This window comes from Streptomyces sp. NPDC111507 (assembly GCF_055638955.1).
In genome coordinates this window covers 17,789-34,499 of sequence record NZ_JBVKBU010000015.1, presented here as the reverse complement: position 1 = coordinate 34,499, position 16,711 = coordinate 17,789, and the positions used below count along the sequence as shown (strand labels likewise).

General features: G+C 68.2%; 31 protein-coding genes and 1 pseudogene. 17 read left to right on the top strand and 15 right to left on the bottom strand.

Features of this window, described 5'->3' with window-relative positions; translation table 11 throughout:
- Window positions 1-10 precede the first annotated feature (10 nt).
- Genes ACZ7M2_RS39805 through ACZ7M2_RS39770 form a run of 8 tightly spaced genes read right to left on the bottom strand, consistent with a single transcriptional unit; the run spans window position 11 to window position 4,824 of the window.
- On the bottom strand, window positions 11-241 hold the full coding sequence (locus tag ACZ7M2_RS39805) for a hypothetical protein (RefSeq protein WP_471599451.1): 231 nt from the start codon (window positions 239-241) through the stop codon (window positions 11-13).
- Window positions 242-1,108: a hypothetical protein gene (locus ACZ7M2_RS39800; RefSeq protein WP_471599450.1), complete on the bottom strand. Its 867-nt coding sequence runs from the start codon at window positions 1,106-1,108 to the stop codon at window positions 242-244.
- Window positions 1,105-2,121 (bottom strand): glycosyltransferase family 4 protein, encoded by a 1,017-nt coding sequence (locus ACZ7M2_RS39795; protein WP_471599449.1) that lies wholly within the window; start codon window positions 2,119-2,121, stop codon window positions 1,105-1,107. Before ACZ7M2_RS39795 ends, ACZ7M2_RS39800 begins: the two co-directional genes overlap by 4 nt.
- Before the next feature lies 1 nt (window position 2,122).
- Window positions 2,123-3,073: an NAD-dependent epimerase/dehydratase family protein gene (locus ACZ7M2_RS39790; RefSeq protein ID WP_471599448.1), complete on the bottom strand. Its 951-nt coding sequence runs from the start codon at window positions 3,071-3,073 to the stop codon at window positions 2,123-2,125.
- Window positions 3,070-3,396 carry a hypothetical protein gene (locus ACZ7M2_RS39785; protein WP_471599447.1) on the bottom strand — a complete coding sequence of 109 codons (327 nt, stop codon included), beginning with the start codon at window positions 3,394-3,396 and terminating at the stop codon, window positions 3,070-3,072. The genes ACZ7M2_RS39790 and ACZ7M2_RS39785 overlap by 4 nt, the downstream gene beginning before the upstream one ends.
- A 2-nt stretch (window positions 3,397-3,398) precedes the next feature.
- Window positions 3,399-3,860: a hypothetical protein gene (locus tag ACZ7M2_RS39780; protein WP_471599446.1), complete on the bottom strand. Its 462-nt coding sequence runs from the start codon at window positions 3,858-3,860 to the stop codon at window positions 3,399-3,401.
- Window positions 3,857-4,225: a hypothetical protein gene (locus ACZ7M2_RS39775; RefSeq protein ID WP_471599445.1), complete on the bottom strand. Its 369-nt coding sequence runs from the start codon at window positions 4,223-4,225 to the stop codon at window positions 3,857-3,859. The genes ACZ7M2_RS39780 and ACZ7M2_RS39775 overlap by 4 nt, the downstream gene beginning before the upstream one ends.
- Complete coding sequence (locus ACZ7M2_RS39770; RefSeq protein WP_471599444.1) at window positions 4,222-4,824, bottom strand: hypothetical protein; 603 nt, start codon at window positions 4,822-4,824, stop codon at window positions 4,222-4,224. The genes ACZ7M2_RS39775 and ACZ7M2_RS39770 overlap by 4 nt, the downstream gene beginning before the upstream one ends.
- A gap of 197 nt (window positions 4,825-5,021) precedes the next feature.
- Here ACZ7M2_RS39770 and ACZ7M2_RS39765 point away from each other — a divergent pair, with 197 nt between their 5' ends.
- The 6 genes from ACZ7M2_RS39765 to ACZ7M2_RS39740 are packed head-to-tail and all read left to right on the top strand — an operon-like array spanning window position 5,022 to window position 8,356.
- Window positions 5,022-5,858 carry a hypothetical protein gene (locus ACZ7M2_RS39765; protein WP_471599443.1) on the top strand — a complete coding sequence of 279 codons (837 nt, stop codon included), beginning with the start codon at window positions 5,022-5,024 and terminating at the stop codon, window positions 5,856-5,858.
- Window positions 5,858-7,042 (top strand): peptidoglycan-binding domain-containing protein, encoded by a 1,185-nt coding sequence (locus tag ACZ7M2_RS39760; RefSeq protein WP_471599442.1) that lies wholly within the window; start codon window positions 5,858-5,860, stop codon window positions 7,040-7,042. Before ACZ7M2_RS39765 ends, ACZ7M2_RS39760 begins: the two co-directional genes overlap by 1 nt.
- A 21-nt stretch (window positions 7,043-7,063) precedes the next feature.
- On the top strand, window positions 7,064-7,423 hold the full coding sequence (locus tag ACZ7M2_RS39755) for a hypothetical protein (protein ID WP_471599441.1): 360 nt from the start codon (window positions 7,064-7,066) through the stop codon (window positions 7,421-7,423).
- Complete coding sequence (locus tag ACZ7M2_RS39750) at window positions 7,424-7,855, top strand: hypothetical protein (protein ID WP_471599440.1); 432 nt, start codon at window positions 7,424-7,426, stop codon at window positions 7,853-7,855.
- Window positions 7,848-8,183, top strand: a complete 336-nt coding sequence (locus ACZ7M2_RS39745) for a hypothetical protein (RefSeq protein WP_471599439.1) — start codon at window positions 7,848-7,850, stop codon at window positions 8,181-8,183. Before ACZ7M2_RS39750 ends, ACZ7M2_RS39745 begins: the two co-directional genes overlap by 8 nt.
- Before the next feature lie 14 nt (window positions 8,184-8,197).
- Window positions 8,198-8,356, top strand: a complete 159-nt coding sequence (locus ACZ7M2_RS39740) for a hypothetical protein (protein WP_471599438.1) — start codon at window positions 8,198-8,200, stop codon at window positions 8,354-8,356.
- Between the two features lie 62 nt (window positions 8,357-8,418).
- Here ACZ7M2_RS39740 and ACZ7M2_RS39735 read toward each other — a convergent pair whose 3' ends face one another.
- The 3 genes from ACZ7M2_RS39735 to ACZ7M2_RS39725 all read right to left on the bottom strand — a co-directional run bounded on the left by ACZ7M2_RS39735 (window position 8,419) and on the right by ACZ7M2_RS39725 (window position 10,287).
- Window positions 8,419-9,033, bottom strand: coding sequence for a hypothetical protein (locus tag ACZ7M2_RS39735; RefSeq protein ID WP_471599437.1), 615 nt, complete (start codon window positions 9,031-9,033; stop codon window positions 8,419-8,421).
- 186 nt (window positions 9,034-9,219) lie between these two features.
- The gene (locus ACZ7M2_RS39730; protein WP_471599436.1) at window positions 9,220-9,840 is read right to left on the bottom strand and encodes a hypothetical protein; all 621 of its coding nucleotides are present in this window, start codon (window positions 9,838-9,840) and stop codon (window positions 9,220-9,222) included.
- Window positions 9,841-10,008: 168 nt separating this feature from the next.
- Window positions 10,009-10,287: a hypothetical protein gene (locus ACZ7M2_RS39725; RefSeq protein WP_471599435.1), complete on the bottom strand. Its 279-nt coding sequence runs from the start codon at window positions 10,285-10,287 to the stop codon at window positions 10,009-10,011.
- Window positions 10,288-10,484: 197 nt separating this feature from the next.
- Here ACZ7M2_RS39725 and ACZ7M2_RS39720 point away from each other — a divergent pair, with 197 nt between their 5' ends.
- The 6 genes from ACZ7M2_RS39720 to ACZ7M2_RS39695 all read left to right on the top strand — a co-directional run bounded on the left by ACZ7M2_RS39720 (window position 10,485) and on the right by ACZ7M2_RS39695 (window position 12,248).
- Window positions 10,485-11,096 carry a recombinase family protein gene (locus ACZ7M2_RS39720; protein WP_471599434.1) on the top strand — a complete coding sequence of 204 codons (612 nt, stop codon included), beginning with the start codon at window positions 10,485-10,487 and terminating at the stop codon, window positions 11,094-11,096.
- Window positions 11,097-11,202: 106 nt separating this feature from the next.
- A complete protein-coding gene (locus ACZ7M2_RS39715; protein ID WP_471599433.1) occupies window positions 11,203-11,427 on the top strand; it encodes a LexA family protein in 225 nt (74 codons plus the stop codon).
- A complete protein-coding gene (locus tag ACZ7M2_RS39710; RefSeq protein ID WP_471599432.1) occupies window positions 11,424-11,621 on the top strand; it encodes a hypothetical protein in 198 nt (65 codons plus the stop codon). The genes ACZ7M2_RS39715 and ACZ7M2_RS39710 overlap by 4 nt, the downstream gene beginning before the upstream one ends.
- A 20-nt stretch (window positions 11,622-11,641) precedes the next feature.
- Window positions 11,642-11,827, top strand: a complete 186-nt coding sequence (locus tag ACZ7M2_RS39705) for a hypothetical protein (RefSeq protein ID WP_471599431.1) — start codon at window positions 11,642-11,644, stop codon at window positions 11,825-11,827.
- Window positions 11,824-12,030, top strand: coding sequence for a hypothetical protein (locus ACZ7M2_RS39700; protein ID WP_471599430.1), 207 nt, complete (start codon window positions 11,824-11,826; stop codon window positions 12,028-12,030). The genes ACZ7M2_RS39705 and ACZ7M2_RS39700 overlap by 4 nt, the downstream gene beginning before the upstream one ends.
- Complete coding sequence (locus ACZ7M2_RS39695; protein WP_471599429.1) at window positions 12,030-12,248, top strand: hypothetical protein; 219 nt, start codon at window positions 12,030-12,032, stop codon at window positions 12,246-12,248. The genes ACZ7M2_RS39700 and ACZ7M2_RS39695 overlap by 1 nt, the downstream gene beginning before the upstream one ends.
- Window positions 12,249-12,461: 213 nt before the next feature.
- Here the strand turns inward: ACZ7M2_RS39695 and ACZ7M2_RS39690 are convergent, their stop codons facing one another.
- Both ACZ7M2_RS39690 and ACZ7M2_RS39685 read right to left on the bottom strand, forming a co-directional pair.
- Window positions 12,462-12,674 (bottom strand): hypothetical protein, encoded by a 213-nt coding sequence (locus ACZ7M2_RS39690; RefSeq protein ID WP_471599428.1) that lies wholly within the window; start codon window positions 12,672-12,674, stop codon window positions 12,462-12,464.
- A gap of 9 nt (window positions 12,675-12,683) precedes the next feature.
- Window positions 12,684-12,872 carry a hypothetical protein gene (locus tag ACZ7M2_RS39685; protein ID WP_471599427.1) on the bottom strand — a complete coding sequence of 63 codons (189 nt, stop codon included), beginning with the start codon at window positions 12,870-12,872 and terminating at the stop codon, window positions 12,684-12,686.
- A 144-nt stretch (window positions 12,873-13,016) separates the two neighbouring features.
- Between ACZ7M2_RS39685 and ACZ7M2_RS39680 the strand changes: the two genes are divergently transcribed.
- Window positions 13,017-13,760, top strand: a complete 744-nt coding sequence (locus ACZ7M2_RS39680) for a hypothetical protein (protein ID WP_471599426.1) — start codon at window positions 13,017-13,019, stop codon at window positions 13,758-13,760.
- Between the two features lie 35 nt (window positions 13,761-13,795).
- Here the strand turns inward: ACZ7M2_RS39680 and ACZ7M2_RS39675 are convergent, their stop codons facing one another.
- Window positions 13,796-14,038, bottom strand: a complete 243-nt coding sequence (locus ACZ7M2_RS39675) for a GntR family transcriptional regulator (RefSeq protein WP_471599425.1) — start codon at window positions 14,036-14,038, stop codon at window positions 13,796-13,798.
- A 145-nt stretch (window positions 14,039-14,183) separates the two neighbouring features.
- Between ACZ7M2_RS39675 and ACZ7M2_RS39670 the strand changes: the two genes are divergently transcribed.
- Window positions 14,184-14,393 (top strand): hypothetical protein, encoded by a 210-nt coding sequence (locus ACZ7M2_RS39670; RefSeq protein WP_471599424.1) that lies wholly within the window; start codon window positions 14,184-14,186, stop codon window positions 14,391-14,393.
- Window positions 14,390-14,539: a hypothetical protein gene (locus ACZ7M2_RS39665; RefSeq protein ID WP_471599423.1), complete on the top strand. Its 150-nt coding sequence runs from the start codon at window positions 14,390-14,392 to the stop codon at window positions 14,537-14,539. The genes ACZ7M2_RS39670 and ACZ7M2_RS39665 overlap by 4 nt, the downstream gene beginning before the upstream one ends.
- Window positions 14,540-14,746: 207 nt before the next feature.
- On the opposite strand, the gene ACZ7M2_RS39660 is transcribed toward ACZ7M2_RS39665, so the two are convergent.
- Window positions 14,747-14,953 (bottom strand): helix-turn-helix domain-containing protein, encoded by a 207-nt coding sequence (locus tag ACZ7M2_RS39660; protein ID WP_471599422.1) that lies wholly within the window; start codon window positions 14,951-14,953, stop codon window positions 14,747-14,749.
- 676 nt (window positions 14,954-15,629) lie between these two features.
- Here ACZ7M2_RS39660 and ACZ7M2_RS39655 point away from each other — a divergent pair.
- Window positions 15,630-15,848, top strand: a pseudogene (locus ACZ7M2_RS39655) (sugar ABC transporter permease); the annotation flags it as partial.
- The gene (locus ACZ7M2_RS39650) at window positions 15,845-16,678 is read left to right on the top strand and encodes a carbohydrate ABC transporter permease (protein WP_471599421.1); all 834 of its coding nucleotides are present in this window, start codon (window positions 15,845-15,847) and stop codon (window positions 16,676-16,678) included. The pseudogene ACZ7M2_RS39655 and the gene ACZ7M2_RS39650, both read left to right, overlap by 4 nt.
- The last annotated feature ends 33 nt before the right edge of the window (window positions 16,679-16,711 follow it).

Genomic DNA, 16,711 nt, shown 5'->3' with positions numbered 1-16,711 from the left:
CCAAAAGGCCCTAGCCCCGGCCGTCCTTCGGGTACGGCGGCTGCGCGGCCAGATCCGGGCCGCCGCCCACCGGCGACTCAGGAGCACCCCACTCAGGGCCAGCGTTCTCCTCCTGGGCGGCGGCGAGCTGCCGTTCCAGGCCGGCGACCTGGGCGCGGAGGAGGACGTTCTCATCGACGGCCTTGCCGTACTGCTCCCGGAACGCGGCGAGCGCGTCCTCCACACTGATCTGCTGGCCCATCTACGCCACCGCCTTGTCTGCGAGTTCCCGGTACCGGTCCAGGAGGGTCGTGTTGTTGAGGAACGGATGCTGAGGGAAGAAGCTCCAGTGCGCGACTACGGCGTTGCCGCGGAGGATGTTCGGCACACCGGTCGACACCGGGTGGTGGATGGTGTGGAAGCTCTCTTCCTCGTCGGGGACGAGGATGCCCGGCCCGTGAGGAAGTCCGGCATACGTGCTGCCCAGGCTCGCGAAGCAGGAGACGGAGAACTGGGTGCCGGGCTGCAACGGGAAGTCCTGGTAGAGGTAGAGATCCTCGACGGTGCCCGCCTCGATGTGATCCATGAGCATCTGGTGGAGCTTGACGGCGAACGGCCCGTTGGCCCAGCCGGTGGGGTCCATGCAGTACGCCTTGACCTCGCCCCACTCCATCGGGATCTTCCCGCACAGCTGGAGGAAGTGGGAGCAGATCGCGTTGTTGATGATGATCGGGAACACGGCGATCGGCGCGGGCATCTCAATGCGGGCGCGCACCAGGTTCTCGATCGCGTCTTCGTGCAGGTAGACGACGTCATCGTCTAGCCTCAGGTAGATCGCATCAGGGTCGATCATGTACCGGTAGGCGAGGCCCGTATACCTCTGTTTGGGTAGGTGGCCGAGGCTGACGCCCTCCGGCCGGTGCTTCAGCTTGAACCACTCGAACTGCTCGTCGAGCTCGTGAGCGTAGGCGACGTCGCCTTCCTGACCCGTCGGGTCGGTATTCATGAATGCCCAGACCTCGTCGACGAGGCCGCGGCGGACGTCACGCTCCAGGTACTTGATCAGGATCGAGTACGTCCTGACCCTCCCGTAGGGGGTCCAGGCGATCACGCGGCGGCCGTCAATCATGCTGCTGTCCTCTCTTTGGCGGGCGCCTTGAGCGCCGCCTCCCACTGCCCGTTGATCGCCTGGAGGATCGACCCCGAGGCTTCCCCGCGAGCCGTCATCCCGATCCGCTGCCGCAGCTCCGGATCGTCGACAAGCCGCTTCAGCAGGCGCCCCCACTCGTGCTCATGCCGGACAAGGAACCCGTTCTCCCCGTGCCGGATCACCCGCCGGTACGGCTCAATGTCCGACGCGATCAACGGGATCCCGAGGATCGACGCCTCCAGGAACTTCGTCGCGAACTTCGCCCGGTTGAACGGGATGTCCCGGTACGGCGCCACCCACACGTCGAACTCGCTCACCGCCTGCATGTAGTGCTCGTGCCGCTGCACCCAACCCAGCGCGCCGATCCGCCGGCCCCGCAGCCCGAGGCTCATGGCGTGCTCGGGGCTGATCCCGACGACCCGGACCTGCACACCGCCGGCCCGCGGGTACTGGGCGATCCGGTTCAGCGCCCGCACTGCCTCGGGGAGTTCGGCGACGGTGGACGAGGTGCCCGCCCAGCCGACGAACAGCGGCCGGTCGGCTGCCTCGTAGTCGCGGGGCGTGCCGAGGTACTGGGCGGGCAGGCCGTTCGGGATCACCCGGACGTCGGCCGCGTAGTCGCGAAGGACGGCGGACAACGGTTCGGAGCAGCAGGTTACGAGGTCGGCGAGCGCCATGTTGTCGGCGAGACGCTGCCGCATCTCGCGGTCCCACGTCTGGACGGCCGCCGTATTGACGGGGTCAAGGTGGAAATAGTCGTCGTCGACGTCGAGAATCAACCTCTTCCCCTCGTCTTTCAGGATCCGCCACATCTGTGACGGCTCCGGTTTGGCGACCCGGCAGCCGACGACCGCGTCCAGGGCGGGCCAGTCCTCGGGCAGCCGCATGCCGCCGGAGACGGCGTGGCCGAGCCATTGCAGGCTCATGCCGGGCAGGATCGCGCGGTAGAAGCCGGAACCTGCCTCGTCGGCCGACCACATGTGGATGCGCACGTCAGGCCGCCAGATAGTCCGGCAGCCACGCCGTGGCGTAGTAGTCGACGGTCCGCTGGATGCCCTCGTCGAGCGGCACGAAGTCGGCGGCGTCGAGGCCGATCTGGGCGAGCGTGGACGTGTCCGAGGAGACGACCGCGTTCGGAACCTCGCCGGGCCGCATCGGCAGGTGCGTGATGCCGACGGGCTCCCGGTCGGTGACCTTCGCCGCGTACTCGGCGACGAGGCGGGCGATGTCGTTGACGGTGACCGAGGTGAGCGGGCCGACCTCCACGGGGCGCTCGGTGGGCCCGTGCGCGGCCGTGTGCTCCAGGGCCTGCACGAACGCGCGGGCGACGTCGGCGACGTACACGCAGTCGCTGATCTGGGTGCCGTCCCCGTAGACCTCGATGGGGGCGCCGGTGAGCGCGCGGCAGGCGAACGAAGGCGCGATCTTGCGGACCTTCGAGGTGCCGTAAGGCGCGGCGACCGACTGCCCGGGACCGTAGGCGTTGACGGGGCGGACGATCGCCACCTTGCCCCCGCGGTATGCGTTGAACATCCGCGCGTAGTCCTCGGCCGCCGACTTGCTGATCGTGTACGAGCCGGTGCCGTGGTCCCGCATCCAGGAGTTCCCTACACCTGCATAGACGGCAGGGAGACCGTACTGGTTGGCCGCCTCGAACACGTTGAGACTGCCGCGGATGTTGGTGTCGGCGGACGGCCGCGGGTTCCCGATCGTCTCCTGCGTGCCGAGTACCGCGGCGAGGTGGATAATGCCCTCGACGTGCGCGGCAAGCTCGACGACGGAAGTCTCGTCGCGGATGTCGCCGAGAAAGAACGTCTCTCCGGGCGCCATCTCAGTGTGGGGGTGGCGGTCGAAGACGACGACCTCGTGGCCGCGCGCGAGGAGTTCACGCCTCACGTAGGAGCCGATGAAACCCTGTCCTCCGCTGACTCCGTAGACGCTCATGCGCTGTTCTCCTTGTCTTCGCCGCGTGCGCAGGGCCCGCAGATGATCGTGTTGGTGCCCTTGTTGCGACCGCAGATCCGGCAAGAGGTGGCGGCCGGGTGGGCTGGGCAGAAGTGGCGGCCCTTGTCGTCGCGCGTCCAGTCGCCGCCCGGGTTGGCGAGTGTGCCTGTGGTGGCGCATTGCTCGACGGTGCAGTGGGCGACGGCGAGACCGGGCGGGCAGGCCTGGTGTTTCGCCTTGGCGACGTCGCGCAGGGCGGTGATGCCGCTGTTCAGCAGGGCGACGGCGGCGATGATCGCGGTGATGGCGATGGCAGTGTTCACGGCTACTCCGTTGCGCGGTACAGGTCGGCGGCGTCGGCGGTGAAGTTGTGGCCGCAGGGTCGGAAGCCGAACGCGACCCGGTCTTCGAGGAATTGCGCCGGGTGGTCGTTGCGGACGATGAGGTCGGTCGGTGTCTGTCCGCAGGTGAGGCAGCTCGGCCATGGCGGCAGGAGGATGCCGTGCTCGGTGGTCTCGCGGCGCCGGATGGCGGCGGCGAGGGGCAGGAGTTGCTCGTAGGTGAGGCGCCCCGGCTCCGACTGCTGCTGTTCCTCGCTGAGTTTCGCCACGACCTCGCGCGCGGCATCACCCCGGGAACGGGCGGCTTCGGCGCGGCGTGCGGCGGCGGCAGACCTCTCGGCGGCGGCCTTGGCTTCGCGGGCGTAGCGGCTGGCGGCAATGCTGTTCGCGATACCCGCGATGGTTACCAGGGCGAACAGGATGGACAGAACGAGGTTGGAGATCACGGCGTCTCCATTCCGACGTGTCCGCAGTTGGGGCAGCGCGCTGGTGCAAGGCGGCGGAGCGCGTCCCAGAAGCGGCGGGCGGCCTCGTCGGGCGTGTAGTTGGGTCCGTACTCCAGCTCGCCGTTCGGGTGGATGGTGACGAGCGGCGTGCGGCCGTCCTCGCCAGGAATGGTGAGGCTCGAGGCGCTGAACGGCGTGAGCGTGAACTCCTCGACGGGGCCGTCGAAGTACAGCGTCGGCGCGCTCTCGTCCTGCACGGTCAGCGCACCTGCCGCGTGGGGGCGGGCCGGGCATTGGATGGGGTTGCTCCGGCCGTCGGTGTGGACTTCGCCGCCGCACTCCGGGCGCGGGCAGGGGGCGGTCACTGCGAACTCCAGGCGGCGACCGTCTTCTGTTGCGCTGCAACCTGCTTGATGATCTGCCGCCATGTCGTATCGCCGGGGAGGAGAAGGGTGTTGCACAGGTCCAACCGGGTTCGCTCGTGCGCGTAAACGATCTGGGTGATCCCGTGATCATCCGAGACCTCGGGGGCCAGCGGCCCGTGTACCCGGTTTGCGCAGGTGTCCCAGTGCATCCCGGTCCTGGCCCACGTCCCGCAGTTGCCGCCCGTCGCGCAGTCGGCGGGGTTGCGATGGCAGTACGGGCACCGCTCGTCGCCGTGGGCTACGCACGTGGCGCCGGGCTCGGGGAAGCAAGGTCCGTCGTGTTCCCCGCAATGGCGCCCAGAGTCGGCCGAAACGGCGGCGCTACTCCCGCCGTTGGCGGGGATGTCGACGGTCTCTTGGAAGACGAGGACGGTGCGGGCGCCGATCTGGTCGGCCATGCCCTGGTACTGGATGAGTCGTGACTCCTGCGCGATGCCTGGCGTTACGTCGACGCCTTCGTACTGGTCGATGACGAGGGCGAATGGCGGCCGGTCATCTCCGGCGCCTTTGGGGAGTTGCAGGATCTGCAGGCGGGCCATGGGTGCGCTCCTGTGCGGGTGCGTGTGCGGGTGGGTGCGGGTTTTGGCGCGGCAGGGGTGCGACCCGCACAGATGCACACCCCTGCCGCAGGCCCTCTGAGCAGAGAACCCACCCACAGCTTACCTGTGATTCATAGGTGAATGGCGGGGTTGGGGCTACGATTCCAAGGTAAAGGCCCGTCGTGAGGGGAACCCGCATGGCCGTGATCGTCACCCGTCACATCGAAGAGCACCCCAGCGACGCCGGCGGCAGGCTCGGCCGGCACGTCGAGCACGACGAACGCTCCCGCGCCTACGCCCTGTCCGAGGATCTCCTCCCCGGCACCTACACGAGCGTCACACACGCGGTGAACGCGCCCGTCCTCAACCAGGGCGACAAGGGTGCCTGTACCGGGTTCGGCACCGAGGCGTGCGTCTCCGCCGACCCGTTCTACGGCGCGATCCCCACCACCGTGGCGGCCCGCCCCACTCTGGACGTCGACATCGACAATCAGCAGGGCCTCGCCCTGTACAGCGCGGCCACGAAGCTCGACAACATCAGGGGCTCCTACCCGCCCGACGACACCGGCTCCACCGGGCTCGCCGCTGCGAAGGCCGCACAGAAGGCCGGGCTGAACGCCGGATACCAGCACGCCCTGTCCCTCGACGCAGCCCTGAAGGCGCTGGCCTTGCTTCCGGGCATCACCGGCGTCGGCTGGTACGAGGGATTCGACAACCCCGACTCCAAGGGCCGCGTGAAGATCTCCGGGTCGATTCGGGGCGGTCACGAGTTCTGCGTGTACGGCATCGACGCCGTCAACAAGCTCGTCTGGGCCCGCAACTCGTGGGGCCCGGACTGGGGACTGAACGGCTGCTTCTCCTTCAGCTGGGACGACTGGGGGCGGCTCCTCGACGAGCAGGGCGACGCCACGTTCTTCGTGCCGCTCTCCTCCCCGGCGCCCACCCCGACACCGACGCCTACTCCCACGCCCGCCTCGGTCGACGCCGCCATGGCCAATGCCGCCCATGCGTGGCTCACCGCGAAGGGACTGTGATGACTACCTATCACGCCGCGATCGTCCACCCCGACCAGGCCGTCACCTACTGCGGAGTGGTCGACCAGGATCACGTCGACATCGTCCGCGCCCTGGCTGGAGTCGAGGACGTACCGCGCTTCGTCAAGGAGCATCCGCGGACACCGGGCTCCTTCTTCGTCCTGCGCGAGGACGGCAATCTCGACTGGTACCAGCCCACCGGCATCGAGACGTTCACATCGCGCGTTCCGGACCCCGCAGGTGCCACCGCCGCGCCCACGCGGACGCTCACAGCCACGACGACCAGCGGAACCGTCTGGATCGACGGCGCCATCCGCATCGGCGACGGCAGCATCGGCGGCGCCATGGACCACCCGGAGAACCCGCCCCGCGTCGTCGAGCACACCACCGAATCCCCGGCAGGCGGCTCCTACCTGGAGTCCGTCGGCTCCTACCTGGTCCGGGTTGCTTCCGAGCCGCAGATCATCTACTGCCCGGTCACCGACCGCATCGGACAGTTCGGACCTCTCAACCAGTCCGCCCGCGCCCTCAAGAATGACGGCACCCGGCGCACCAACCGCGAAGGCCGCGTCTGCATCCAGTGGGAAGTCCTCGGCCGGGCAGCGCAGCCGTGGACCAACGGATGGGATCCAGCGAAGAAGCCCGGATATCAGAAGCTGCTCGCCGCAGCCGACTCGTGGGGTGTTCCCCGCGTCTGGCCTGCTGGCCCGCCCCCGGCCTACCCGGGTGGATCGCACTCGCGGTCGCGGACGGTATGGCAGGGGGACGGCGGCTACTTCGCGCACGCCGATGTTCCGGGCAACGACCATGGAGATCCTGGCGCGATCGATGTCGCAAAGGTCCCGGGCAAGGTGGCCACTCCGGTCACCCCTCCGAAGCCGCCCACGCCGGCGAAGCCGAAGGTCTCCCTCGCACACGTCATCTACGCCGCGCGGCATGACCCGGCGGCGGCGCAGGGGCACGCCAGCTATAAGGCGGAAGTCCTGCTCGTCGAGCGGGCGCTCGCCGCTGAGAAGCTCCTCGCGTCCCAGTACGTCGACGGCAGTTTCGGCACGAAGACCGTTTCCGCGTACAGGGCGCTGCAGGTGCGCTACGGCTACAGCGGCAGTGCCGCTGACGGCATCCCGGGCAAGGCCTCCCTCACGAAGCTCGGCAACGGCCACGGCTTCACCGTCACCGACTGACCCGAAAGAAGCGAGAAACTCATGAAGCTCTTTGGAAGAGAACCGGCCGTCGTCCTCGGCATCGTCTCGGCGGCCCTGTCGCTGCTGGTCACGTTCAACGTCGGCCTCTCGTCGGAGCAGGCGGGCGCGATCGTCGCCGTCATCTCCGGCGTGTTCGCAGCGATCACCGCCGCCATCACGCGGCCCGTGACGCCGTCCGCGTTCACCGGCCTCGTCGCCGTCGTCGTCGCCCTGCTGGCCGCCTTCCACTTCAACGTGGCACCGGAAACGGTCGGTTCGGTGAACGCGCTCGTCGTCGCCATCCTCGTCTTCCTGACCCGCGGCCAGGTATCCCCGGCCTCCCCGACAGCCCCCGCCAGCACTCCGCCGAGGAGCGTGTAGGTGCCGCGCCGCGTGGCCCAGCGGCTCGCACGCGCGCTGGGCCGCCGGGGGGCCTTCCTGCTGTCGTTCGGCACGGTGTGGGGACTGATCGGCTACGGGCAGATCACGTCCCCACAGCCGGACCAGCGCGGCCTGCACCTACTGCTGGACCGGGTGCCGTTGGTGGTATGGGGCTGGCTGTGGATCACGGCCGGACTGGTGGCGATCGTGTCCGCGTGGATGCCGCAGGGCAGCGACCGGTTCGGGTTCTTCGCCCTGTCCCTGATCGTGACGCCGTGGATCTTCAGTTACCTGGTGGCCTGGTGGCAGGGCGGATTTCCCAGAGGGTGGATCGCGTCGGCGCTGTATGGCGGCCTCGCGATCGGAATCATGGTTGTGGCCGGCTGGGGGGAGCCTCCAAGGCCCAAGAGAGAAGAGCCTCCCTATGTTTGACGTTAACGCCATCGCCTCGATCCTCGGAACGGTGGCAACGGGGGGCCTCGCAGCATGGGCCGCACGGTCAGCGAAGCGCACGAAACCGCAGGAGCGCCGCGACGACTTCACGACGGTGACCGACCGCATGGACAAGGAGATCAAGCGGCTGGAGACGAGACAGGGGGAGCAGCAGGAGCAGATCACCGGGCAGGGCGCCGCGATCTCGTGGCTCGTCGTCGACCGGCGCAGTCTCGTCCACACGATCCGCACAGCCGGACTGAAGACGCCCATCCCGCGGTCCATCCCCGACCGGGCCCGCCCCTACCTCGACTCCATCGACGTGTGAGAACTGGAGTGCGAATGCCTGACCTCGTCCCGCGGGAGCCCCGCCGCGACGACACTGCGGCCGACACTCGGTCGCTCGAGCAGATGGGCCGCATCGACCCGCAGCCGATACCGGCACCGTCGAACAACCCGTTCCTCGAACCCGACCTGCCGCCGTTCGTCGACGGCGAATGACCGCAGCAGAACGCCCCCGCCCTGCCCCTTCCCGGGGTAGTGGCGGGGGCGTTCCGCTGTCCCTACGGGCAGCTCTCCCCGAACTTGACCACAGTGAACGCGACCGGCTGCCCACTCAACGCCGTGCCAGCCGACGGCGACTGCGTGCAGACCTGCCAGTTGCTCTCAACCAGCACGAACCGCGACTGGGCCGACGCATCCTTCACGTCGATCGACGTGCTCGAATCGAGCGCCGCCCGCGCCGCCTTCATCGACTTCCCCCTGAAGTCCGGCATCTTCCCGCCTGCCGCAGAGGGCGCCTTCTCGTCCGTGGACGGGCACTCCTCCTCGAGCTTCACGCTGCCGAAGTCGAGGGTCGTGTCCGTCGACACCGTCTTCCCGGCGGCCACGTTCTGGGAGCACACCTTCCAGTTCCGGTCGAACGCCTGCATCCGGTCGCGGCCCAGCGAGTCGTGGGACTTCAGGCTGTAGAACCCGTCTGCCTGCGCCGCGTCTTGGGCGGACTGCAAGCCCATGCCGACGAAGTTCCGCACGGTCTTGCTGGTGGCTGCCGCGCCGGCCGCCTTCGGTGACTTCCCGGTCGGGGCGCTGGTCGCGGCGGTCGGCGTCCCTGACGCCTTCGACGTGGTGTCCGCCGGATCGCAGGCCACAAGTCCGGCCGCAGCGACGGCCAGCACGGTGACGGCGATGATGCGTGAACGCACAATTCCCCCCAGAGGTCTCACATGTGACAGATCACGCTAGAGCGAAGGTGAGCGTGAGGTAAGTGGTGTAGCCGATCCGTGACAGGACGAATACGGCCGAAGCGCAACGCCCCCGCTCCTCCTGCCCGTCGACGGGGGAGCGGGGGCGTTCTGTCGTGCCTAGCTCCAGCCGCCGAGGAAGTCGCTGCTCAGCTGCGCGGAGCAGATGTTGTATCCGCCGGCCGCGTGCCCGCTCTTCGTCTTCCCGTCGACGGTCACCGAGCAGTGGATGTCGCCGCCGCCCTGGAGTTGGGCGGTGACGGCGAAGTACATCGCGTCGTCTTTCAATGTGAGCGTCTTCGTCATCGGCAGGCCGTGGCCCTGGATGTTGTCGGTGTCGCTGCCGTAGGTGATGTCCGTGCCGGACGGGGCGGATCCCCACACCTTGAACACGGCCTTCCCGGCAGGGGCCCCCGCGTCGTCCGCCTTCTTCGGCGTCGCCTTCGCGGCGGCAGGCTTCGCGGTCTTCGTGACGGTCACCGTCGGGGCTGGCTCCGCCTTGGCGTTGCCCTTGGCGGTCTCGGTGACGGTGACGCGCGGCGCCGGCTTGTCGCTGGCGGTCGTCTTCTGGTCGCTGCCGGAGGAGCCGATGCCGACGCCGATGAACAGGATGACCAGGGCGACGGGGATGGCGACCCGCTTGCGCGCCCACTTCGGGCGGCCGGTCGGCTGCGGCGGCATCGGAGGCGGCGGCACCTGGCCCCAAGCGGGCCCGGACGGCGGCTGCTGATTCTGCGACATGTGTCCCCCCAGGGATGGTTCGTGAGGGATGACCGTAACGGGGCAGGTGGGGAATCTGTAAGGGGCATGGAGGCGCGGTGATGAAACCGTGACGAAACATGAAGGTTCAACGATAGCGCCCCCGCTCCTCGCTGCTGCTGCGGTGGGGAGCGGGGGCGCTCTGGCGTGTCAGAACGGGGCGTTGCCGCTACCCAGGATGCGGATGACGAAAGGACTGCTGGCGTTGACGGTCCAGTCCGACCTGTCGGGGCGGATGAACTCGCCAGGCTGCCCGTCAACGAGGACATGGCCGTCATCGATGTTCAGCAACACTGGCACGAGCGCCTGGTCATGGAAGGTGAGCGTTCCGCGCCACGACCCTGACGAGTCCTTGGTGAGGGCGGCTGCGGTGTCGAACTGGCGGCCGTCGCTGACGAGAAGGACGGCCGGGCCCATGTACTTGGTCATGCTCGGAGGCTAGCGATGCCGTCAAGCGAGACTGCCCTCACCGCGATTGGCTGTTCATCAATCGGTCGGGACGTGAATCTGAACGCGATCACTGCCGAACTCCCGTCCCCGCAGGACCGGTTGTTCATCAACTCGTTCATCTATCTGCTACCGTTCAGATAGTCAGCGAACCGTTTGATGAACGAAGGGGGAGACGCATGGCCCTGGTCGGCCTCGTCCGAGTCAGCACCGACAAACAGAACACCCAGCGACAGCGCGACGCCCTCGAACCGATCTGCCTCAAGGTCTTCGAAGAGAAGGTGTCCGGCAAACTCCTCGCCGAGGACCGCCCCGCCCTCATGGCCGCCGTCGAGTACGTCCGCGAAGGCGACATGCTCTGCGTCCAGGAAGTCGACCGCCTCGGCCGCAACCTCCTCGAAGGACTCATCGTCCTGAACGACCTCTTCGAGCGGGGCATCGCCGTCAAGGTGCTCGAAGGCATCGCAGCCGGCGAGCACAAGGAGCGGTCCTTCATCATCGACCTCGCACTCGCGCTCGCCGAGGACCGGCGCCGGGACATCGTGAAGAAGACGAAGGACGGCCTCGAGGCCGCACGCAAGCGCGGCCGGGTCGGCGGACGCAAGCCCGTCATGACGGAGGCCCTGACCATCCAAGCTGTGGCCCTGCGCGACAAGGGCTTCACCATCCGGCAGATCCAACCCCACCTCCGGATCGCCGAAGGCGCGAACAAGGGCAAGAACCCCAGTGTCGGCGCCATCTCGCAAGCCCTCCAGGCCCACGACGCGGAGCGTGGCACCGACGCGGCCTGACCGCCCCGTGCCACACTGGCCGCAGGCCCGCCAAGCATCCCCCGTCTTGGCGGGCCTTCTGCGTCTCGACTTGCCCCAGAAATCGAACGCGCGCTCTAATCACTCCATGGCCCACTACAAGGTCGACTACCTCACCGTCACCCAGGAGCGCATCCTCACCTGCATCCGCGACACCATCGCCGACCGCGGGGAGGCGCCGACCGTCGCGGAGATCGGCGCCCGGGTCGGCATGCGCAGCCGCGCCTCCGTGCACTACCAGCTCGGCGAACTCCAGGCGAAGGGCGCGATCGTGCGGGAGCCGGGCCGGCGCCGCGGGATCAGGCTGACGTGAACCCCGGCCGCTATCACCTACTGCTAGCCCTCGACGGCCGCCCGGCGATGCAGGGCTGGTGGGACTCGGAGGCGACCGCCCGCCGCCAGTTCACGCGGTGGATCGGCGAGCGCGGCAGCATGCCCGGCGCCCGCATCACCCTCACCGACACCGCCGACGGGCGGGTTATCCACAGCTGGCCCGATGAGACGTGATGGTCTGGGATCCTGGCCGCATGGAGCGTTCCGAGCTGAGCCAACAGATGGCCGAGTTGACCGAGCACCTGAAGGGTCTGCGCGCCATTCAGGAGCAGATCACGGAAACCGTCCACCAGATCCAGGACGTGATGATGTTCGCGGGCAACCCCGACGCCGTCGCCCTCGATGACGAGCTGGACATCCTCTATAGGGGGCAGCTGTGACAGCCCAGCCAGCACCTCTCGAAGGCGTGGCGCGCGGAATGCGCGGGCTCCGGGATGCTTGGGAGTTCGGGGAAGGCGAACGGCTCGGACTCACCGACATCGCGCATACGGCAGCCCATCACGCGGGCAGCATGCTGGATCAGCTCCGGCGACTTCGCGAGGCGCAGATCGAGGAGATCCGCGCCCAAGGCGAGGCGGGTTGATGGCCCACCACCCGTACCCGAACGCCGACCGCGCCCTGCGCAACCTTCGCCACCAGCAGGCCGTCTACCTGTACGGCCGCGTCCCGCAGCGGTGGGTAATGGCTGCGGACGACGGTCTCACCGGGCGCATCGCCGAGTTGGAGTGGCGGATGAACCTGGCTGCCGCGACGCACGCAATCCCATACCCCGTCGACGAGTACCGCCTGTCGACCCGCTGATCCCGCCCGCCGCGCCGTCGGGCCTGCCAGACTGATGCGGCCTCTCACCGCAAATCCCCCGCCGGTGAGAGGCCTCGTTGTCAGCGGCCACCCGTAGCATGGTCGTCAACATCCCAACGATCCAGTCGGGTTGTTGCTGATGCCCCGCCCGGAACAGCGCCCGGTGCGGGGCTCGCTGCTGTCAGGCCGCGGCGGAGGGGGTCTGCCGCGCGCTCAGGCCGCCGCTGTGTACCTGACGAGCGTCTTCAGCCCGAGCTCAACGTCCATCCGCCGCACCGCATCGCCTGCCGCTTGCCGTTCGGCGACGTAGGCGGCGATGCCCTCGTGTACGGCGCGCGCCGTTTCCACGGTCAGCTCGCCGCACTGGATCTCGGCCCAGGCGGTGCGTTCCAGTGCGATCAGATCGTCGGGTAGTTCGATAGTCACCGCAGGATCCTACGCCGCCTCAACGATCTCCCCGCGTTCCGCCGCCGTCGCCACCGTCCACTCATCCCGCAGCACCTCGTACCGCTGCCGCGCCTCCCCGTACAGCCAGCCGCCCGCCTGCACGACCAGAGCGCGGATCTCCTCATTCACCACGGCAGACGGCCGTGCGCGGCCCGAAGGCGGGGGAGTGGGAGGCATGGTGATCAGTCTAGGGCGGGGGTCTGACAGGCGGCACCGGCAGGGCGGGAGCGGCATATGTAGGTCTGGCCAACCCCCTTACACTATGCCGCACCGTGAGGCATAGTTGTGGATGTCAGGGCAGTACCGACTCAGGGGGACACCATGGACAGCACCCGCCAGCACTACCGCATCCAGTACGGCACCCACGGCCGCGTCATCGTCCGCACCGGCCGCGGCGTCATCGAGATCGCCCACCGCCTCGCCGACCCCACCGACAAGTGCCGCTACGTTCCGGTCCTCAACGTCGAGCAGTGCGCCGCCATCGAGGCCCTCGGTGCTCGGATCCGCGTCGACTACTACGTCCTCCCCATCGAGCAGGCCGACGCCGTTCTCGCCCTCGCCGTCGAATACTGGGGCGTCCCCACCGACACCAACGGCTACGAGACCCCCGCCACCGAGCCCGAGCCCGAGCCGACGGAGACTCCCGCCGTCGAGCAGGCCACCGAAGCCGACCCGACCCGCGCCGCCGCCCGCATCATCTACGAGCACGGCGACCTGCTGTACGCGGCCCTTCAGGACTACATCGCCGCCGAAGCCCAACGGTTCCCCACTGCCGACCCCGAGCTCCTGCAGGACAGCTACGAGGTCGCCAGCAGCCTCGCCGAGCACATCGTCGACGTCATGCAGGCGCTGAAAGAGCCGGACCTGTGGACAATCGCCGCCGTCGCCGAGCACATCGGAGCCTCCACCACCGGCAGCGCCCGCAAGACTCTGTCCCGCTGGGGAGTCAAGGCGGTCAGCAGGGAAGCCGGTCGCAGTGGAGAGTCCCTGTATGACGCCGAGCAGGTGCGCACCGCGCACGCCGCCCGCCCCGGGCGCGGGGCCCGTACCGACCTCACCGCCTAAAGAGAAGCCCCGCCACCGCGCGGGGCTTCGGCATGTCAGCCTTCGGCGGGAGGCTGGTCGGCGACGAAGGACCCGAGGCCGACCTCCGTCCGGATGAGCCCCTCAGTTTTGAGGTGGGCGAACACCTTCTGCACCGTCGACGCGGCAATCGAGAACTCTGTCGAGAGTTCCACGACCGAGGGAACCTTCGCCCCAGCCGGATAGGTGCCGTCGGCGATGCGTTCGGCGACGATCGCCGCTACCTGTCGCCATACCGGCCGCGTCCGGTCAAGATCCACACTCACACGGTCGACCGTAGATAGACGCGGTACACCGCGCGACCGCAGTACAGTGCGGTTTACTGCGGTATACCGTGCAATTGCAGGACCCCCGCGACCGTCTGACCGGCCCGGGGGCGTGGACGACACCCGCTGGAGCGCCGCCATGACCCACCCTACGGAGCCGCAGCCCGCGGTCCAGACCGCCGACACGACGGACGCCATAGAACCCGCCGGGCCCAGCCCGTGCCGCTGCGGCAGCCGGGATCACGAGGCGATCCGTATCGGCGACCAGCTGTCGCCCACCGGCTCGGCCGTCCGCACCGTCTACGTGTGCCCCGCCGTATCCGCCACCGGCCTGGACGGCGCCCTGTGAAGCCGCGGGCGATCCAGGCCGCCCCGCCCACCCCCGAGTGGACCGCGCTCGTCAAGCATCTGCAGGCGTGCGAGATATGCCGGACGAGCGGGCCGTGCGGCACCGGGCAGTGGCTCGTCGAGGCGCACAAGGGCACGCGCGGCTGAGCGGTGGCCTTGCCTCGCGGGCAGTAAACGCCCGTTAATCGTTACCTGTCAGGAAAGCCCTGGCCAGAGGATTGGCAAGCGGTTACGGGATCACTCGGGGTGTGATCAAACCGTGCGCATATATGCATCCAACACGGGTTCCCTTACCGGTGGTTTACCTGTTGACTCGAATTCAACGACGCGGGTCAAGATCCAGGACGCGTCCGTTCAGCCGTGCAGGAGGTCGACCACATGCACCCTCAGAGCGTGAGCGATGAGCAGCAGGTCCGAATACTGCGGATCTCTCCGCGCGTTCTCGTACCGCTGGATGCTCCGGCGCTCCATGCCGGCGAGCTCTGCGAGCTGCTCCTGCGATAGCTCGGCCTGTCGCCGCAGGTCTGCTATGCGGTGGCCGAGGGCGATACGTCGTTGCATGACCCAGTCGGGTCGGGGATTGCGGCGGGCTGGCACCCGTGACACGTTTCGGCGTTAGTGATCTTGTGTCAGTACCCAAATGGTCGCCACCTGAGAAAGATTGGTTTCTGTGCGACGGACGGACCGCCTCTCGCCGTAGAGCAGGAGGGGCCCCGCAGTCAGCCGCCCCCGCCCTGTGGCGCTATGGCATATGCCGGACGGGGGACGGTAGTGTCACTCGAACGAATGTTCCATGAAAGATTCGGTGCTGCGGACACCTGAACGCCGCAGCATCGATTGGTCCATCGCACGGCCGCGAAGTACCCCCCGGTCGCACGGTGGGCCAGGGCGGGGTACCCGTCCGAACGAGGACTCCATGGGCCGTAATCGGTGTATGGAGCACTCGTTGAAGAGAGAAGCCGGAGCCGGTCCCTCGCCTTCAAGGGTGCATGGGGACCGGCTCCGGTCTGCTGTCTACCGCACGCCACTGGTTGCCGGCATCGCCCTTAAGGCTGACCTGGTCGAGTCCACGTGCAGCCCTAGTTGGGAAACTGGGAAACGAGTGGGATAGGAACGTCCTGACTAGCACCCGACTAGAACGAACCAGAGCCCAACTTCCCGCGCAAAATGCCAGGTAGAGAGCCTAGTGGCTGATGTTGTCGCTGGCTGAGGCGATGGGAAATCCTAGGGGTTCATCTTCATCTGGAACTTCAATTCCTTCGCCCTGGTCTATGTGCTGACCAACGGCGGACCCGGCGGCCGGACCCGGCTCCCCATGCTCTTCGCCTACGAAGAGGCCTTCCGCTACGGGCAGTTCGGCTACGCGGCGGCCATGGGCTGCGTGATGGTCGCGGTGATCTCGGTGCTGCTCGCGATCCGGCTGGCAGGCCGGCTGAAGGGAGACGAGGACGCGTGAAGACCCGCAAAGCGGCCCGCGCGGGCCAGTACCTCGCCCTGCTCGCCTATCTCGTCTTCCTGGCCTTCCCCTTCCTCTGGCTGATCTCCACCGCGTTCAAACCGGCCCGCGAGCTGGCCAGTCTGCACCCCACCTGGATCCCCCGGAGCCCCACCCTCGCCAACTTCCGCCAGGCCTTCGACGAGCAGCCGCTGCTCCACGCCGCGCTCAACTCGCTGCTCGCGGCCCTCGGAGCGGCGGTCGTCGCCGTACTGATCGCGACCCCCATGGCCTACGTCATGGCGCGCCACCGCACCCCGCTCGCGAAGGCCGCCACGGGGTGGGTCGTGGTCAGCCAGGCGTTCCCGTTCGTGCTCGTGATCATCCCGCTGTTCCTGGTCCTGAAGAACCTGCGGCTGATCGACTCCCTGCCCGGGCTGATCATGGTGTACGTGGTGTGGGCGCTGCCGTTCGCGCTGTGGATGCTGGTGGGGTACGTACGGGCCGTGCCCGCCGAGCTGGAGGAGGCCGCGGCGGTCGACGGCGCGGGAAGGACGCGGACACTCCTATCCGTCACCGCTCCGCTGCTCGCGCCCGGCATCGTGGCGACGGCGCTGTTCGCGTTCATCAGTGCGTGGAACGAGTTCTTCTTCGCGCTCGTGCTGCTCAAGACCCCGGAGAAACAGACCCTCCCGGTCGTCCTCACCCACTTCATCGGGGCGGAGGGGGTCGCGGACCTCGGCCCGCTCGCCGCAGCGGCGACCCTCGCGACCCTGCCGTCCCTGGTCGTCTTCGCGATCATCCAGAAGCGGATCACGGGCGGCATGCTCGCCGGGGCGGTGAAGAGCTGATGCGCAGGAAACCGATCCGCAGGAAGCTGATCC

Bases quoted from the DNA above. Each gene is read 5' to 3' on its own strand.
- ACZ7M2_RS39680 (WP_471599426.1), top strand. From the start codon at position 13,017: ATGGACAGCACCCGCCAGCACTACCGCATCCAGTACGGCACCCACGGC.
- ACZ7M2_RS39705 (WP_471599431.1), top strand. From the start codon at position 11,642: ATGGAGCGTTCCGAGCTGAGCCAACAGATGGCCGAGTTGACCGAGCAC.
- ACZ7M2_RS39770 (WP_471599444.1), bottom strand. From the start codon at position 4,824: ATGGCCCGCCTGCAGATCCTGCAACTCCCCAAAGGCGCCGGAGATGAC.
- ACZ7M2_RS39765 (WP_471599443.1), top strand. From the start codon at position 5,022: ATGGCCGTGATCGTCACCCGTCACATCGAAGAGCACCCCAGCGACGCC.
- ACZ7M2_RS39745 (WP_471599439.1), top strand. From the start codon at position 7,848: ATGTTTGACGTTAACGCCATCGCCTCGATCCTCGGAACGGTGGCAACG.
- ACZ7M2_RS39740 (WP_471599438.1), top strand. From the start codon at position 8,198: ATGCCTGACCTCGTCCCGCGGGAGCCCCGCCGCGACGACACTGCGGCC.
- ACZ7M2_RS39720 (WP_471599434.1), top strand. From the start codon at position 10,485: ATGGCCCTGGTCGGCCTCGTCCGAGTCAGCACCGACAAACAGAACACC.
- ACZ7M2_RS39805 (WP_471599451.1), bottom strand. From the start codon at position 241: ATGGGCCAGCAGATCAGTGTGGAGGACGCGCTCGCCGCGTTCCGGGAG.
- ACZ7M2_RS39790 (WP_471599448.1), bottom strand. From the start codon at position 3,073: ATGAGCGTCTACGGAGTCAGCGGAGGACAGGGTTTCATCGGCTCCTAC.
- ACZ7M2_RS39685 (WP_471599427.1), bottom strand. From the start codon at position 12,872: ATGCCTCCCACTCCCCCGCCTTCGGGCCGCGCACGGCCGTCTGCCGTG.
- ACZ7M2_RS39760 (WP_471599442.1), top strand. From the start codon at position 5,858: ATGACTACCTATCACGCCGCGATCGTCCACCCCGACCAGGCCGTCACC.
- ACZ7M2_RS39695 (WP_471599429.1), top strand. From the start codon at position 12,030: ATGGCCCACCACCCGTACCCGAACGCCGACCGCGCCCTGCGCAACCTT.
- ACZ7M2_RS39660 (WP_471599422.1), bottom strand. From the start codon at position 14,953: ATGCAACGACGTATCGCCCTCGGCCACCGCATAGCAGACCTGCGGCGA.
- ACZ7M2_RS39755 (WP_471599441.1), top strand. From the start codon at position 7,064: ATGAAGCTCTTTGGAAGAGAACCGGCCGTCGTCCTCGGCATCGTCTCG.
- ACZ7M2_RS39715 (WP_471599433.1), top strand. From the start codon at position 11,203: ATGGCCCACTACAAGGTCGACTACCTCACCGTCACCCAGGAGCGCATC.
- ACZ7M2_RS39800 (WP_471599450.1), bottom strand. From the start codon at position 1,108: ATGATTGACGGCCGCCGCGTGATCGCCTGGACCCCCTACGGGAGGGTC.
- ACZ7M2_RS39725 (WP_471599435.1), bottom strand. From the start codon at position 10,287: ATGACCAAGTACATGGGCCCGGCCGTCCTTCTCGTCAGCGACGGCCGC.
- ACZ7M2_RS39730 (WP_471599436.1), bottom strand. From the start codon at position 9,840: ATGTCGCAGAATCAGCAGCCGCCGTCCGGGCCCGCTTGGGGCCAGGTG.
- ACZ7M2_RS39670 (WP_471599424.1), top strand. From the start codon at position 14,184: ATGACCCACCCTACGGAGCCGCAGCCCGCGGTCCAGACCGCCGACACG.